The organism is Streptomyces sp. Alt3 (genome assembly GCF_030719215.1).
GTDB classification, from domain to species: Bacteria; Actinomycetota; Actinomycetes; order Streptomycetales; family Streptomycetaceae; genus Streptomyces; species Streptomyces glycanivorans.
The window spans coordinates 5,085,985-5,101,347 of the sequence record NZ_CP120983.1; the positions used below are offsets into that span (position 1 = coordinate 5,085,985).

At 71.4% G+C, this 15,363-nt stretch carries 15 protein-coding genes and 1 pseudogene; 10 read left to right on the forward strand and 6 right to left on the reverse strand.

The genetic code is table 11. The annotated features are described in order from the left end of the window. The first annotated feature begins 33 nt into the window (after positions 1-33). From P8A20_RS22470 to P8A20_RS22485, 4 genes are all read left to right on the forward strand, one after another. On the forward strand, positions 34-834 hold the full coding sequence (locus P8A20_RS22470) for an ABC transporter permease (RefSeq protein WP_306104114.1): 801 nt from the start codon (positions 34-36) through the stop codon (positions 832-834). Then, complete coding sequence (locus tag P8A20_RS22475) at positions 827-1,699, forward strand: ABC transporter permease (protein ID WP_371934410.1); 873 nt, start codon at positions 827-829, stop codon at positions 1,697-1,699. The genes P8A20_RS22470 and P8A20_RS22475 overlap by 8 nt, the downstream gene beginning before the upstream one ends. A gap of 18 nt (positions 1,700-1,717) precedes the next feature. Beyond that, positions 1,718-2,686 (forward strand): ABC transporter ATP-binding protein, encoded by a 969-nt coding sequence (locus P8A20_RS22480; protein ID WP_147964120.1) that lies wholly within the window; start codon positions 1,718-1,720, stop codon positions 2,684-2,686. Between the two features lie 218 nt (positions 2,687-2,904). Continuing rightward, a complete protein-coding gene (locus P8A20_RS22485; RefSeq protein WP_306105184.1) occupies positions 2,905-3,582 on the forward strand; it encodes a DUF1707 domain-containing protein in 678 nt (225 codons plus the stop codon). 102 nt (positions 3,583-3,684) lie between these two features. Here the strand turns inward: P8A20_RS22485 and P8A20_RS22490 are convergent, their stop codons facing one another. Next, positions 3,685-4,947, reverse strand: coding sequence for an SGNH/GDSL hydrolase family protein (locus P8A20_RS22490; protein ID WP_306104115.1), 1,263 nt, complete (start codon positions 4,945-4,947; stop codon positions 3,685-3,687). Between the two features lie 153 nt (positions 4,948-5,100). On the opposite strand from P8A20_RS22490, the gene P8A20_RS22495 reads away from it, so the two are divergent. Further along, positions 5,101-6,441, forward strand: coding sequence for a DUF445 domain-containing protein (locus tag P8A20_RS22495; protein WP_147963622.1), 1,341 nt, complete (start codon positions 5,101-5,103; stop codon positions 6,439-6,441). A 157-nt stretch (positions 6,442-6,598) separates the two neighbouring features. Here the strand turns inward: P8A20_RS22495 and P8A20_RS22500 are convergent, their stop codons facing one another. Further along, on the reverse strand, positions 6,599-6,904 hold the full coding sequence (locus P8A20_RS22500; protein ID WP_147963621.1) for a hypothetical protein: 306 nt from the start codon (positions 6,902-6,904) through the stop codon (positions 6,599-6,601). Positions 6,905-7,035: 131 nt separating this feature from the next. Beyond that, on the reverse strand, positions 7,036-8,484 hold the full coding sequence (gene argG, locus P8A20_RS22505) for an argininosuccinate synthase (protein WP_147963620.1): 1,449 nt from the start codon (positions 8,482-8,484) through the stop codon (positions 7,036-7,038). Between the two features lie 155 nt (positions 8,485-8,639). Here argG and P8A20_RS22510 point away from each other — a divergent pair. From P8A20_RS22510 to P8A20_RS22520, 3 genes and pseudogenes are all read left to right on the forward strand, one after another. Next, positions 8,640-10,055: pseudogene (locus P8A20_RS22510) on the forward strand (MFS transporter); the annotation flags it as partial. A 172-nt stretch (positions 10,056-10,227) separates the two neighbouring features. Next, a complete protein-coding gene (locus tag P8A20_RS22515) occupies positions 10,228-10,692 on the forward strand; it encodes a TetR/AcrR family transcriptional regulator (RefSeq protein WP_306104116.1) in 465 nt (154 codons plus the stop codon). Positions 10,693-10,740: 48 nt separating this feature from the next. Continuing rightward, positions 10,741-11,274 carry a hypothetical protein gene (locus P8A20_RS22520; RefSeq protein ID WP_147963617.1) on the forward strand — a complete coding sequence of 178 codons (534 nt, stop codon included), beginning with the start codon at positions 10,741-10,743 and terminating at the stop codon, positions 11,272-11,274. A 40-nt stretch (positions 11,275-11,314) separates the two neighbouring features. Here P8A20_RS22520 and P8A20_RS22525 read toward each other — a convergent pair whose 3' ends face one another. Next, complete coding sequence (locus P8A20_RS22525) at positions 11,315-12,094, reverse strand: DeoR/GlpR family DNA-binding transcription regulator (RefSeq protein WP_306104117.1); 780 nt, start codon at positions 12,092-12,094, stop codon at positions 11,315-11,317. Between the two features lie 26 nt (positions 12,095-12,120). Next, entirely contained in the window at positions 12,121-12,963 is an 843-nt protein-coding gene (locus P8A20_RS22530; RefSeq protein WP_306104118.1) for a class II fructose-bisphosphate aldolase, read from the reverse strand. Positions 12,964-13,214: 251 nt separating this feature from the next. On the opposite strand from P8A20_RS22530, the gene P8A20_RS22535 reads away from it, so the two are divergent. Further along, on the forward strand, positions 13,215-14,150 hold the full coding sequence (locus P8A20_RS22535) for an RCC1 domain-containing protein (protein ID WP_306104119.1): 936 nt from the start codon (positions 13,215-13,217) through the stop codon (positions 14,148-14,150). Here the strand turns inward: P8A20_RS22535 and P8A20_RS22540 are convergent. After that, complete coding sequence (locus tag P8A20_RS22540) at positions 14,132-14,608, reverse strand: excalibur calcium-binding domain-containing protein (RefSeq protein WP_306104120.1); 477 nt, start codon at positions 14,606-14,608, stop codon at positions 14,132-14,134. The two genes, P8A20_RS22535 and P8A20_RS22540, sit on opposite strands and share 19 nt — an antisense overlap. Positions 14,609-14,741: 133 nt before the next feature. Here P8A20_RS22540 and P8A20_RS22545 point away from each other — a divergent pair, with 133 nt between their 5' ends. After that, on the forward strand, positions 14,742-15,218 hold the full coding sequence (locus tag P8A20_RS22545; protein WP_306104121.1) for a GNAT family N-acetyltransferase: 477 nt from the start codon (positions 14,742-14,744) through the stop codon (positions 15,216-15,218). Positions 15,219-15,363: the final 145 nt, after the last annotated feature.

Sequence of the window (15,363 nt, forward strand, 5' to 3'; positions counted from 1 at the left end):
GTCGTGCGCTTTGGCGGAAGAGGGGGGAGCGAGGTGCGGCTCTATGCCGTGGTGGCGGCCGGGGGATTCCGGCGGTACGCCACTTACCGGGTGGCCACGCTCGCGGGGGTGTTCACCAACACCGTCTTCGGTTTCATCATGGCGTACACCTACATCGCCCTGTGGGACGAGCGCCCGCACCTCGGCGGGTACGACATGTCGCAGGCGCTGACCTATGTGTGGCTGGGTCAGGCCCTGCTGATGACCTGCGCGATGATGGGCGGCGGCTTCGAGGACGAGCTGATGGAGCGGATCCGGACGGGCGACATCGCGGTCGATCTGTACCGGCCCGCCGATCTGCAGCTGTGGTGGATGGCGGGGGACCTGGGCCGGGCCGCCTTCCATCTGCTGGGGCGTGGGATCGTGCCGATGGTGCTGGGCGCACTGGCCTTCGATCTGGCGCTGCCGGGCTCCCCGTGGACCTGGCTCGCGTTCCTGGTGTCGGTGGCGCTGGGGGTGGTGGTGAGCTTCGCGGTGCGTTTCCTGGTGGCGCTCTCGGCCTTCTGGCTGATGGACGGGGCGGGGGCGATGCAGATCGCGTGGCTGGCGGGGCTGTTCTTCTCCGGGATGCTGCTGCCGCTGAACCTGTTCCCCGGTGTGCTCGGTGACGTGGCCCGCGCACTGCCGTGGTCGTCCCTGTTGCAGGTGCCGGCCGATGTGTTCCTCGGTACTTACGCGGGCTGGGACCTGGCGGGGGCGTACGCCTTCCAGGCCGGCTGGGCGGTGGTGCTGCTGCTCGCGGGACGGCTCCTGCAGTCGGTGGCGACCAGGAGGGTGGTGGTCCAGGGTGGCTGAGGTCGGGGTGGAGGGCGTCGTCGGGGCGGAGCCGGGGATCGCGTTCGCCGAGAGGTCGCGGCTGGTCGAGGGGGTGCGGGCGTACGGGCTGATCGTGGCGATGTGGCTGCGTTCGACCATGGCGTACCGCGCGTCGTTCGTGATGACGGCCGTGGGGAATTTCGTGGCGACGGGCTTCGACTTCGTCACGATCATGCTGATGTTCACGCACGTCGACGTGCTGGGCGGCTACACGCTGCCGGAGATCGCCCTGCTGTACGGCGCGTCGGCGACCGCGTTCGGGCTGGCCGACCTGGTGCTGGGGTCGATGGACCGGGTGGGGCGGCGGGTGCGGGACGGGACGCTGGACACGCTGCTGGTGCGCCCCGTGCCGGTGCTGGCGCAGGTGGCCGCCGACCGGTTCGCGCTGCGCAGGCTGGGGCGGATCACGCAGGGGCTGCTGGTGCTGGGCTACGCGCTGGTGGTGCTGGACATCGAGTGGACGCCGCTGAAGGTCGCGATGCTGCCGATGATGGTGCTGAGCGGGGCGGCCGTCTTCGGAGCGGTGTTCGTGGTGGGGGCGGCGTTCCAGTTCTACGCCCAGGACGCCTCCGAGGTGCAGAACGCGTTCACGTACGGAGGGACGACGCTGCTGCAGTATCCGCCGTCGGTGTTCGCGAAGGACCTGGTGCGCGGGGTGACGTTCGTGGTGCCGCTGGCGTTCGTGAGCTGGCTGCCGGCCCTGTACGTGCTGGGCCGGGACTATCCGCTGGACCTGCCGCGCTGGGTGGCGTTCCTGCCGCCGCTGGTGGCGGTGGGGTGCTGGGTGGTCGCGGGGCTGGCGTGGCGGGTGGGGCTGCGGGCGTACCGCAGTACGGGAAGCTGAGGAGTGGGCGTGGACGACATGGACTTCATCGAGCTCGACGGCGTCGAGAAGGTCTTCGACGTGCGCCGCAGGACGGGCTTCATGCGCCGTGAGCGGCGGGAGGTGCGGGCGGTGGACGGGATCAGCTTCCGGGTGCCGCGCGGTGAGATGGTCGGTTACATCGGGCCGAACGGCGCCGGGAAGTCGACGACGATCAAGATGCTGACGGGGATCCTCACACCGAGCGGCGGCCGGCTGAGGGTCGCGGGCATCGACCCGTCGCGGGAGCGTACGAAGCTGGCGCACCGGATCGGTGTGGTGTTCGGGCAGCGTACGACGCTGTGGTGGGACCTTCCGTTGCGTGATTCGTACCGGCTGATGCACCGGATGTACCGGATCCCGGACAGCCGGTTCCGGGAGAACATGGACCGGTGTGTCGAACTGCTGGATCTGGGTGCGCTGCTGGAGGTGCCGGTGCGTCAGCTGTCGCTGGGGCAGCGGATGCGGGGCGATATCGCGGCGGCGCTGCTGCACGACCCGGAGGTGCTGTACCTGGACGAGCCGACGATCGGGCTCGACGTGGTGTCGAAGGCCAAGGTGCGTGGGTTCCTGCGGGACCTGAACGCGGAGCGGTCGACGACGGTGCTGCTGACGACGCACGACCTGACCGACATCGAGCAGTTGTGCAAGCGGGTGATGGTGATCGACCACGGCCGTCTGATGTACGACGGTGCGCTGGCCGGGCTGCACGAGGTGGGGGAGAGCGAGCGCACGCTGGTGGTGGACCTGGAGCGGGAACTGCCGCCGATCGAGCTGGGGTCGGAGCCCTCGGCGCGGGTGGTGAAGGTGGAGGGGCCCCGGCAGTGGCTGGCGTTCCCGGCGGCGACGTCGGCCGCGCCGCTGGTGGCGCGTATCGCGGCGGACTATCCGCTGGTCGATCTGTCGGTGCGGGAGCCGGACATCGAGTCCGTCATCGCGAAGATGTACGCGTCGGATTCCGCCGCCTGAGGGCTGTCCCGCAATCCGTGGTGGATCAGCGCGCGGCGTCGGATGCGGTGCATCGCAAGGCGGAGGGACACCCGCATACTGGATGTATTCGGGCGTTCCGACAACGCGGCGAGGTGCCGTAGCTGTCGTCGTGCGCCCGCCAGGGATTACGGGACAGCCCTTAGGCCGTGCCGTGGTTGCTCTATAGGGTGCGCGGTATGACAAGTGAGAACCCGGACATGCGTGCCTCCGACGCGGAACGCGAGAGGGTCGCCGAGACCTTGCGGGAGGCCGTGGCCGAGGGCCGGCTGGAGATGGACGAGTTCGAGCAGCGGCTCGACGCGACGTTCAAGGCGCGTACGCACGGGGAGCTGGTGCCGCTCGTGCGCGACCTCCCGGCGCCGGGCGGGCCGGAGGCCGCTGCGGTGGCCGGGCGGAAGGGGTCGTCGGCGAACTGGCCCGCGCGGATCGGTGGTGCTCCCACGTCGTCGGGGGCGTTCGCCTTCTGGGGCGGATTCAGCCGTAAGGGCCGTTGGACGGTGGGACCGAAGTTCACCGCGTTCGCGATGTGGGGCGGCGGCGAGATCGACCTGCGGGAGGCGCACTTCGCCGAGCGGGATGTCGTGATCCGCTGCTTCACGATCATGGGCGGGATGCAGGTGACGGTGCCGCCGGACCTGAACGTCCAGGTCAACGGCCTCGGCATCATGGGCGGTTTCGGGGAGCACTCCAAGCTCGACGAGGAGCCGGAGCCGGCTCCGGACGCGCCCCGGGTGAGGATCACGGGGTTCGCGCTGATGGGCGGGGTCGGTGTGGAGCGCAAGCGGAGCAAGGCGGAGAAGCGGCGGCTCCAGGAGCAGGAGCGGCTGCGGCTGCAGAAGCCGGACACGGGGGACGGGCGCAAGGAGCTCGGCTGATCCTGCCGGGGTGCGAAGGCCGGATATCGCCGTGGTGCGTAGGCCCGATCCTGCCGGGGTGCGAAGGCCGGTCGTCCGTCCGGCCTTCGCGTGGTGCGCGGGTCAGAAGGCGTCGGCCTTCGGTGTCCCGTCGACCGTGCCGAGGTCGATGGCGCGGCCCAGGGCGCGGTAGCCGGCGTCGTTGAAGTGCAGCCGGTCACCGGAGTCGTACTCGGGCAGGATCCGGTCGGGCGCGTACGGGTCGCGTACGGCCTCGTCGAAGTCGGCGAACGCGTCGAAGATCCTGCCGGAGCGGATCTCCTTGTTGACCGTGAGGCGCACGTCGTTGCGTTCGGGCGTCCAGTTCGAGTAGCCCTCGAAGGGTGTCAGTGTCGCGCCGACGACCCGGAGCCCCTGGGCGTGCGCCCGCTCGGTGAGGGCGCGGAGCCCGGCGATGATGCGCTCGGGGTCCGGTTCCTGGGGGAACTGCTGTACGTCGTTGATGCCGAGCGCGATGATCACGGTCTTCGCTCCGGTGACGGACAGGACGTCGCGGTCGAAGCGGTGGGTGCCGCTCAGGCCGCCGATGCTCTTCACGCCGCCCACGGCGAGCGGGCTGTCACGCAGGAGGCGGTTGCCGGCTATGCCCTGGTTGGCGATGCCGTAGGTGTGCCGGAGGCGGTCGGAGAGGACGTCCGGCCAGCGGGCGTTGGCGTCGGTCGTGGAGCCGCTGCCCGCGGTGAGGGAGTCGCCGATCACGACGATCGCCCCGGGAGAGGTCGTGTTGCGGACGTCGACGGCGGTCAGGTAGCGCCACCGGGTGGTGCTCCAGGTGCCGTGGTCGTCGGCCAGGAAGGACGTCTGGTGGGTGTTGGGGTGCTGGGTGACGGGTCCGGAGGCGTACGGGGTGCGGAGGGTGACCTCCAGGTCGGCGTCGGGGGCGACGGGGACGACGACGGGGTCGCTGACGACCTGCCGGCCCGCGGCGACGGTGACGGTGGGACGCCCCTGGAAGGTCACCGGGCGGGTGTTGACGGCGGCCTGGTCGATGACGAGCGGGGCGGTGCCGAAGAGGTTGGACAGGGTGATGCGGGCGGCGTCACCGCCGACGCTGGTGTGCACGACGTTGCGGATGGTGCGGCCGGGGTAGCCCTGTCCGGCGGCGGGTTCCGCGCTGACGGGTGCTCCGGTCCAGGTGGCCACCCAGGTGCCGAGGGAGTTGGCCGGCGCGGCGGGGTTGTGGGCCGCGGTGCGGCTCGGGGACCCGCTCGGCGGTGTCTGCCGCTCGTCGGTGATCAGCGTCGTGCCGAAGGCGACGGCGGTGGCGAGCGTCGCGGTGCCTGCTGCGAGGGCGATGAGCAGGGCGTAGCGCTGGCGCCTGGGCATCTGCGGTGATTCTCCTTGCGGGGTTCGGCCGGGTGTTCGGGTTTCTCTCATGATGCGACAGGCCGCGGGGAACTCGACGTGCGGCCCGGGAGTAGGTGAGGTAGGGACAATGCGTACGGCACGGCGTGACGCGTACGCGGACGGGTGGAGCGGATGGAACAGGACGCGGGACAGGGAACGGCGCCCGGGACGGACGGCCCCGGGGCCGTCCGGCCGAGGCCGACGCTCGGCGGGTTCGCGTACACCGCCGCCGATGAGGAGAAGCGGCGCGGTGTGCGCCGTATGAAGACCACCGCCACGGGGCTGCTCCTGCTCGTCGCGCTCGTGTACGTCCTCGCCACCTGGGCGAAGAACGAGGGTGTGGGCGGCTGGCCGGGCTACGTCGCAGCGGCCGCCGAGGCCGGAATGGTGGGTGCGCTGGCGGACTGGTTCGCCGTCACGGCGCTCTTTCGGCGTCCGCTCGGCCTGCCCATCCCGCACACCGCCATCATTCCTACCAAGAAGGACCAGTTGGGGGAGTCACTCGGTTCCTTCGTGGGCGAGAATTTTCTCTCCGGAGACGTCGTTCGTGACCGAATTCACGCCTTGGGCGTCGGTTCGCGGCTCGGGACCTGGCTGGCGGACCCGGAACACGCGGACCGCGTCACCGCCGAGCTGGCCACCGCGCTGCGCGGGGCGCTGACCGTCCTGCGGGACTCCGACGTGCAGGCGGTGGTCGGGGAGGCGATCACCCGGCGGGCGGACGCGGCGGAAGTCGGTCCGGGGATGGGGAAGATGCTGGAGAAGATCGTCTCGGACGGCGGTCACCGCAGGGTCGTCGACCTCGTCTGCGTACGGGCCCACGACTGGCTGGTCCTGCACGGGGACTCCGTGATGGACGCGGTGCAGGGCGGGGCGCCGGGCTGGACGCCGCGGTTCGTGGACAAGCGGGTGGGTGAGCGGGTCTACAAGGAGTTGCTGCGCTTCGTCACGGAGATGCGTGACATGCCGGGCCATCCGGCACGTGGATCGATCGACACGTTCCTGACGGACTTCGCCGCCGACCTCCAGACGGACACGGACACCCGGGCCCGGGTGGAGCGGCTGAAGTCGGAGATCCTGGGGCGTGGTGAGGTCCAGGACGTCATCGCGTCCGCCTGGTCCTCCGTCCGCTCGATGATCATCGCGGCGGCCGAGGACGAGCGGAGCGAGCTGAGGATGCGGGCGCGGGCGTCGCTGATGTCCCTGGGCGCCAGGCTGGCCTCGGACGAGCGGCTGCAGGCCAAGCTGGAGGGCTGGCTGGAGGATGCGGCGGCGTATGTCGTCACGACGTACCGCACGGAGATCACCTCGCTGATCAGCGACACGGTGGCCGGCTGGGACGCGGACCAGACGTCGAAGAAGATCGAGGCGCACATCGGCCGTGACCTGCAGTTCATCCGGATCAACGGGACCGTGGTGGGTGCGCTGGCCGGGCTGGCGATCTATTCGGTGTCGCACGCGCTGGGGGGCTGACCGGAGGCGTGCCCGTCCTGTCGTACGGGCACGCCCCCGGGTCACGCGGGGAGTTGCTCTTCAGTACGCACCCCGCGGCGCCCGTGTTCAATCCCCGGGGCCGGACTTTTTCCCGCGGGGCCCCGTCCGGCAGGCCGGCCGGGACGCCGTGCCGGGGCTATCGCGCGCTGCGGCGGGTGACCGCCCAGGACGCGGCGGCGACCCCGCCGGCCACGGTGAACACGGCGGGCCAGGCACCGAGCTTCTTGGCCAGGGGGTGCGAGCCGGCGAACGCGGCGACGTAGGCGACGGTGAGCCCGGTGGCGGCGCGGGCCCCGGCCTGCCGGTTCCACTCGTACGCCGCCACCGACCCGGCGGCGGCCAGGGCGACACCGCCCAGCGGGCGCTTCCCGGTCCAGCGGGCGATTCCGTAACCGCCGAGGAGACCGCCCGCCGCCACTGCCGCTGCCGGGACCTTCGCCATTGCCGCCACCTTCGCTTTCCTGCCTGTGCGCCGGCGTGTCCGCCGTGCCTGCCGGTGCGCCGACGTGTCCGTCGTGCGTCCTCGGATTCCGAGGATACGGATCCGTGTCGGCGTACCGGCCGGGGCACCCGTCAGTCGGTGCCGAACTCCATCGCGGCGCGGTCCAGCAGCTCGTCGTCGCCGGAGACCTCGCCGCGCGAGGCGATGGCCTGGGCGCCGCCTTCCGGCATGGCACCGATCAGACCGGTCGCCGCCGCCTGGGCCGCGCCGATCAGTGAGGGCTGGGCAGCGCCGACGAGGCCCAGGCCGGCGAACTGCTCCAGGCGGGCGCGCGAGTCGGCGATGTCGAGGTTGCGCATGGTGAGCTGGCCGATGCGGTCCACGGGGCCGAACGCCGAGTCCTCGGTGCGCTCCATCGACAGCTTGTCGGGGTGGTAGCTGAACGCGGGGCCGGTGGTGTTCAGGATCGAGTAGTCCTCGCCGCGACGCAGCCGCAGCGTGACCTCGCCGGTGACGGCCGAGCCGACCCAGCGCTGAAGCGACTCGCGGACCATCAGCGCCTGCGGGTCCAGCCAGCGGCCCTCGTACATCAGCCGCCCGAGGCGGCGGCCCTCGCTGTGGTAGTGGGCGAGGGTGTCCTCGTTGTGGATCGCGTTGACGAGGCGCTCGTAGGCGGCGTGCAGGAGGGCCAGGCCGGGCGCCTCGTAGATGCCGCGGCTCTTCGCCTCGATGATGCGGTTCTCGATCTGGTCCGACATGCCCAGGCCGTGCCGGCCGCCGATCGCGTTGGCCTCCATCACCAGGTCGACGGCGGAGGCGAACGGCTTGCCGTTGATCGTGACCGGGCGGCCCTGGTCGAAGCCGATCGTGACGTCCTCGGTGGCGATCTCGACCGAGGGGTCCCAGAACCGGACGCCCATGATCGGGTCGACGGTCTCCACACCGGTGTCGAGGTGCTCCAGCGTCTTCGCCTCGTGGGTGGCGCCCCAGATGTTGGCGTCGGTCGAGTACGCCTTCTCGGTGCTGTCGCGGTAGGGCAGCCCGTGGGCCACCAGCCACTCCGACATCTCCTTGCGGCCGCCCAGCTCGGTGACGAAGTCGGCGTCGAGCCACGGCTTGTAGATGCGCAGGTGCGGGTTGGCAAGGAGGCCGTAGCGGTAGAACCGCTCGATGTCGTTGCCCTTGAAGGTGGAGCCGTCGCCCCAGATCTGTACGTCGTCCTCGAGCATCGCCCGCACCAGCAGGGTGCCGGTCACGGCGCGGCCCAGCGGCGTGGTGTTGAAGTAGGCACGGCCGCCCGAGCGGATGTGGAACGCGCCGCAGGCGAGCGCTGCCAGGCCCTCCTCGACCAGTGCCGCTCGGCAGTCGACCAGGCGCGCGATCTCGGCGCCGTAGGCCTTCGCGCGGCCGGGCACCGAGGCGATGTCGGGCTCGTCGTACTGGCCGATGTCGGCGGTGTAGGTGCACGGGACGGCACCCTTGTCGCGCATCCACGCGACCGCGACCGAGGTGTCGAGGCCGCCGGAGAAGGCGATGCCGACGCGCTCGCCGGTGGGCAGGGAGGTGAGGACCTTAGACATAGGAAGAGTATGCACTCGCTCGCATGTATATGCAAATGCCGTCATGGGGAGGTGTGCCCGCCGGATCGGGCACCCCGGAGCGCCGGGGTGCACAAGCGTTTACCCTGTGGGGTGAACGCTTGTGCACCCCACCTCTTCCCGTGTACGGAGCCCCGATGACCGCACCCGCACCGGCCGCCGCCCCGCACCACCCACGCCTCGCCACCGGCGTCCTCGCCTTCTGCGGAGTCGTGGTCGCGATCATGCAGACGATCGTCGTCCCGCTGCTCCCGCACATACCGGACCTCACCGGCGCCACCCCCGAGGCCGCCAGCTGGCTGGTCACCGTCACCCTCCTCACCGGTGCGGTGTTCACCCCCGTCCTGGGCCGGGTCGGCGACATGTACGGCAAGCGCCGGGTCCTCATCGCCTCCCTGGGCGTCCTCGTCGTGGGCTCCGTCCTGTGCGCCGTCAGTTCCCAGATCGGCGTGCTGATCGCCGGCCGGGCCCTCCAGGGCGCGGCCATCGCCGTCGTGCCGCTCGGCATCAGCATCCTGCGCGACGAGCTGCCGCCCGAGCGGGTGCTGTCCGCCGTCGCGCTGATGAGCTCCTCGATGGGCATCGGCGCGGCGGTGGGCCTGCCGATCGCGGCCGTGGTCATCCAGAACTTCGAGTGGCACACCATGTTCTGGGTCTCCGCGGCGATCGGGCTCCTCGACATCGTCCTGGTGCTCCGCTGCGTACCGGAGTCCCCGATCCGCTCCCGCGGCCGCTTCGACGCGCTCGGCGCGCTCGGCCTCACGGCGACGCTGGTCTGCCTGCTGCTCGCCGTCACCCAGGGCGGCGGCTGGGGCTGGACCTCGGCGCGTACCCTCGGCCTGCTCGCCGCCTCGGCCGTGATCGCGCTGGTCTGGGGGGCGTACGAACTCCGGGTGCGGACCCCCATGGTCGATCTGCGGGTGTCGGCCCGCCCCGCCGTGCTGCTCACCAACATCGCGGCCCTGCTGATCGGCTTCGCGTTCTACGCCAACTCCCTGGTCACCGGCCAGATGGTGCAGGAGCCGAAGGCCACCGGCTACGGCCTCGGCGCCTCCATCGTCGTCAGCGGGCTGTGCCTGCTGCCGGGCGGCGTCACGATGGTGCTGCTCTCGCCCGTCTCGGCCCGCATCTCCGGCAGACACGGACCCAGGACCAGCCTGGCGCTGGCCTCCGGGATCATCGCCGTCGGCTACGTGGTGCGGTACTTCACCAGCCACAGCCTCTGGACGATCATCGCGGGCGCGACCGTCGTGGCGGCGGGCACGGCGATCGCGTACTCCGCGCTCCCGGCGCTGGTGATGCGCGGCGTCCCCGTCGGTGAGACGGGAGCGGCCAACGGTCTGAACACGCTGATGCGTTCGATCGGCCAGGCGTTCTGCAGCGCCACGGTGGCCGCCGTGCTGGCCAACATGACCTTCCTGGCCGCCGGGCGCCCGGCTCCGACGCTGGGCGCCTACCGGCTGGTCTTCCTCATCGCCGCGGGCGCGGCCCTGCTCGCCCTCGCGGTGACGCTGTGCCTCCCCTCCGAACGCGCCGGCACGGGTACGGTCGGGGGAGACGCAGGAGCAGCGGCCGTACGCGGACGATGCCGATCCAGGAGGGCGCTTGACCGCCAGAGCCACCGCAGCGACGGCACCGGCCGCGGCTCCCGGCGCGTCCGCGACGGGCCGGGACGCGATCCTCCTCGCCGCGCGCCGGGCCTTCACGCAGCGTCCGTACGCGGAGGTGACGATCCGGGGCATCGCCGCCGACGCCGGGGTCAGCGCTTCCCTCGTGGTGAAGCACTTCGGCCGCAAGGAGCAACTCTTCAACACCGTCGCCGACTTCGGTCCGGCCGCCGAGGAGCTCTTCGACGCCCCGCTCGACGGTCTCGGCCGTCACATGGTGCTGACGCTCGTACGCCGGCGCAGGGAACAGAAGGGCGACCCCCTGCTGCGGGTCGTCTTCTCCCTCGGCAACCACGACGAACGCTCCCTGCTCCGCGACCGCTTCCACGAGCAGGTGACCGCACGGCTGACGGCCCGCCTCCCCGGCCGTGAACCCGCCCTGCGTGCCGAGCTGATCGCCGGCCAGCTCATCGGCCTGGGCGCCACCCTGAGCCTCCACCGCGAGGGGGCGGGCTCCCTCGCGACGCCGGAGCACCTCGCGGACCTCTACGCCCCCGCGATGCAGGCTCTGGTGGCGGGCTGATCCACCGGTAGCGGTAGGGTCCGGTCCTGAAGCGACGAGGGGGGCCTCATGTTGATCCGTACCGGCCTGCGTGCCGTGATTCCGGCCGCGGTACTGGCGGCGTTCCTGGTGGGCTGCAGTGCGGCTACCACCACCGACGGCCCGGGGGGCGACGTCCCGTACGTGGACCCCTCCGCGGCGGTCGCGGCGGCGGCGGAGGCCGACGGGGCGTCCCCGATGGCCACGCCCTCACCGACGCCCACGCTCGTCATCCAGGAGGATCCGAGCGCGCCGGAACTCGTCCGCGACGCCTTCGCCGGGCTCCAGGCCACCTACCAGGACGGCTGCACCCCCGGGGACGGGAACTGCGCCTACTTCCTGGGCCGGGTCAACGACGAGCTGAACCGTCTCGACAAGGCGATGAAGGCCGACAAGAAGGGTCCGGGTCACTTCGCGGAGCCCGTCGCCTGGATCGGCACGCTGCGCACGACACTGGACGGCGACGTGTCCACACCCAACCTGGAGAAGCACCGCACCGAGCTGACCGGCACCCGGGACCGCATCAACACCTGGATGCAGGGGCACCCGGAGGACTACCGCTGACACCTGCGGAGGATCACACCCCGCTGACACCTGCGAAGGATCACACCCGAAGGACGTCGATCCCCAGGCCGGTGAACTCCTCGACGACGTCCTCGGGGGCGTCCCGGTCCGTGACCAGCACCGACACCGCGCTCGTCTCGCAGACCTGGGCGAAGGCGCGGCGGCCGAGCTTGGAGGAGTCGGCCACCACCACGACCGTGCCCGCGCACTCGGCGAGGGCACGGTTGGCGCCGGCCTCGGACTCGTCGTGCGTGGCCGCGCCGAACCGGGCGTGCACGGCGTCCACGCCGAGGATCGTGTAGTCCAGGGCGAGGGTGCGCAGTACGGAGTCGACCAGCGGGCCCACGAGTTCGTACGAGTTCGGCCGGGCGACCCCGCCGGTGACGACGATCTTCACCTGGGGGCGGACCGCCAGCTCGTTGGCGATGTTGATCGCGTTGGTCACCACTGTCAGCGCCACGCCGCCGCCCGAGGGCTCCGGCCGCAGCGCCAGCTCCCTGGCGACCTCGGAGGTCGTCGTGCCGCCGTTGAGCCCCACCGTGGAGCCGGTCGGGATCAGCTCGGCCGCGGCCTTCGCGATGCGCTGCTTCTCGTCGGCCCTGCGGGCCGCCTTGTAGCGCAGCGGCAGGTCGTAGGCGACGGTGCTCACGACGGCCCCGCCCCGGGTGCGGGTCAGCAGGTTCTGCCGGGCCAGCTCGTCCAGGTCGCGGCGGACGGTGGCCGCGGAACAGCCGAGCTGCTCGGCGGCGTCGAGTACGTCGATCTGACCCTGGTTGCCGAGGATCTCCAGCAGCCGGGTCCATCGTGTGTGTGCCGCCACCTGGTCCTCCTCGCTCGCAGTGAACCCTATCGCCCGGGCCGGGCCAGGACGTCCAGCAGGCGTGCCACCTCCGCGGCGACCGCGTCGCGGGCCGGCCCGAGGTATCTGCGGGGGTCGGCCGCCTCGGTGTGTGCGTCCAGATAGGTGCGGACGGCCCGGGTGAACAGCTTGTTCAGGTGCGTGGAGATGTTGACCTTCGTCATGCCGGCGTGGACCGCCGCGGCGAGACCCTTGTCGCCGACGCCCGAGGAGCCGTGCAGCACCAGCGGGACCCCCACCGCGTCGCGCAGCCGGGAGATGAGCGCGAGGTCCAGGACGGCGTCGCGGGTGAGCATCGCGTGCGAACTGCCGACGGCCACGGCGAGGGCGTCGACCGCGGTGGCCTCGACGAACGCCCTGGCCTCGTCCGGGTCGGTGCGCACCCCCGGGGCGTGGGCGCCGTCCTTGCCGCCGATCTCCCCGAGCTCCGCCTCCACCCACACGCCGTGGCTGTGGCAGTAGGCGGTGATATCGCGGGTCGCGGCGACGTTGTCGGCGTAGGGGAGCGCCGACGCGTCGAACATGACGGAGGTGAAGCCGAGCTGCACGGCCTCGCGCACCAGGTCGGCGGACTCCGCGTGGTCGAGGTGCACGGCCACCGGTACGCCCGCGGCCCGCGCGACGGCCAGCGAGGCGAGCCCGATGGGTTCGAGGCCGCCGTGGTAGCGGGCGGTGTTCTCACTGACCTGCAGGATCACCGGCAGTCCGGCGGACTGCGCCCCGTTCGCGATGGCCTGCGCGTGTTCGATCTGCACGACGTTGAAGGCCCCGACGCCGGTCGCGCCGGACCGTGCTCCGTCGGTGATCTCGCCGGTGGATATGAGCGGCATGGGCGTCCTTCGCGGGTGCGGGTTGCGTGAACCCAGGCGAATGGTGCTCGAAGTTGCTCATTTATAGCTTGTTTGAAGCAGATTGGAAAAGAGCGTTCTTGCTGTCCGTGCGGTCGTGAAGGTGCGGTCCGCGCGCTCTCGGTCCTCTCTCGCGCCGGGGGTTGGCTGATTAACTCCCCCTGACAGGTCGGAGGTTGTACTTGGATGGCGATCACACACGCGTTCCACGACGACCTTGCGAGGGTTGATCCATGCCGAACGGAATCGTCCGACTCCACCGCCTCGGAGCGGCGTTGGTGATGAGCGGTCTCCTGTCCGCCCTGTCCGCAGTCCCCGCGACGGCGGCCGAACCGTCCGCCGCTCCGTCGGCCTCGACCTCGGTCGTCTCCTGGGGCGGGAACAACGACTGGAGCGAGGGCACGGTCCCCGCCGAGGCGCAGTCGGGGGTCGACGCGATCGCCGGCGGTTACTTCCATGGGCTGGCCCTGAAGGACGGCCGGGTTCTGGGCTGGGGAACGAACTTCGACGGTCAGCTGACGATGCCCGCCGAGACGCAGTCCGGCGTGGACGCGATCGCGGCAGGCAACGATCACAGCCTGGCGCTCAAGGACGGCGAGGTCATCGCCTGGGGCAGCAACGAGTACGGCCAGACGACCGTGCCCGCCGAGGCCCGGTCCGGTGTCGACGCGATAGCGGCCGGAGCCTGGGTGAGTCTGGCGCTGAAGGACGGGAAGGTGATCGTGTTCGGGCAGCACAGTGCGGAACAGTCGACCGTGCCCGCCGAGGCCCAGTCGGGCGTCACCGCGCTGGACGGAGGCGTCTACACCGCGCTCGCCGTGAAGAACGGCGGGGTGATCGCCTGGGGCGACAACTACTTCGGCCAGACCACGGTGCCCGCCGAGGCGCAGTCCGGTGTGGACGACGTCGCCGCCGGCATCTTCCACAGCCTGGCGCTCAAGGACGGCAAGGTCATCGCCTGGGGCGACAACCGTTACAACCAGACCACCGTGCCCACCGAGGCCCGGTCCGGAGTCTCGGCGATCTCCGCCGGCGAGTGGTACAGCCTGGCGCTGAAGAACGGCAAGGTCATCGCCTGGGGCAGCGGGCGGACGGCTCCGAGCTCCGTGCAGTCGGGTGTCACCTCCATCGAGGCGGGTCCGAACTCGGCCTACGCCCTCAAGGGCTGACGGAGCGCAGGTCCAGGGCGGAAGCAGCCGCCTCCGGTGATTCCGGAGGCGGCTGCGCAGATATCGGCGGGAGCGGTGGCCTGTTCGCAGGCGACCCCGTCGCCGTCCCGGTCCAGGTGGGCGGCGTAACCAGGCTCACCGCGCCGGACGGGCGCAGCACCGGCGGCCCGTGTCGCGTGGCAGTTCTCGTAGTACACGGACGGCTCGGCGGGCTTCGTGGCCTTCACCTCGGGAGCCGGCGCGACCGTGGGGGTCGGCGTGGGCGTCGGGGTGGGTGTGGGAGTCGGCTCGGAGACGGTGATCCGCACGACGGCACTGTCGTCCGCCGGACCCTTGCTCCTGCCCTTCAGGGCCACCTCGTAGGTGAACTCGTCCTCGCCCGCGTACTCGTCGGTGGGGGTGTAGACGAAGGCCCCGCCCTCGACCGTGACGGTGCCGTGCGCGGCCGGGCCCTCCACGGTCAGGCCGTACTAGGCCGCCCCCACCGGCGGATTCTTCGACGCGGCCGGCCCCGCCGCCTGGTGACCTCCTGCGCCGGGCCGGGCGCTATTTCGATGGCCCGGAGCGCGGATGCGCCCGTACGGTGCGCGCATGACTACGCAGCTCCGCCTGGAGAAGGTGACCCCGGCCAACGTCCTCGACGCGTGCCGGCTGAAGGTCGCACCCGAACAGGAACGTTTCGTCTCCCCGGTCGCCAGGTCCCTCGCCGAGGCCTACGCCGACCCCGGCACGGCCTGGCCCCGGCTGATCTTCGACGGTGAGCGGCTGGTCGGCTTCGTGATGGCCTTTTTCGACGTCCGGTTCTACCCCGAGAAGCCGGAGGACCGGCCCCGTTCCGGGCTCTGGCGGCTGGCGATCGCAGCCGGGGAACAGGGCCGCGGGTACGGCCGCTTCGCGGTGGACCAGGTGTGCGAGGAGATCCGGCGGCGCGGCGGGAGCGGGGTGGCGGTGACCTGGGGGGAGGGGGAGCACGGGCCGGAGGGGTTCTATCTGCGGCTCGGGTTCCGGAAGACCGGCGAGACGAGCGGGGACCAGGTCGTCGGCGAGCTGAGCCTGCCCCGCGGGTGACCCGTGCCCGGTGATCCACATGCGGTCCCGGGCCGGGGGCGCGAGGATCGGGGATACGGGCGGTGGCCCGGTTCGCGCCAAGGCCCTCTCGGGCCGGTTCTCCCTTCCAGGCGCACCGGTCCGCCTCCCGGCCAAGCCGCCAGGG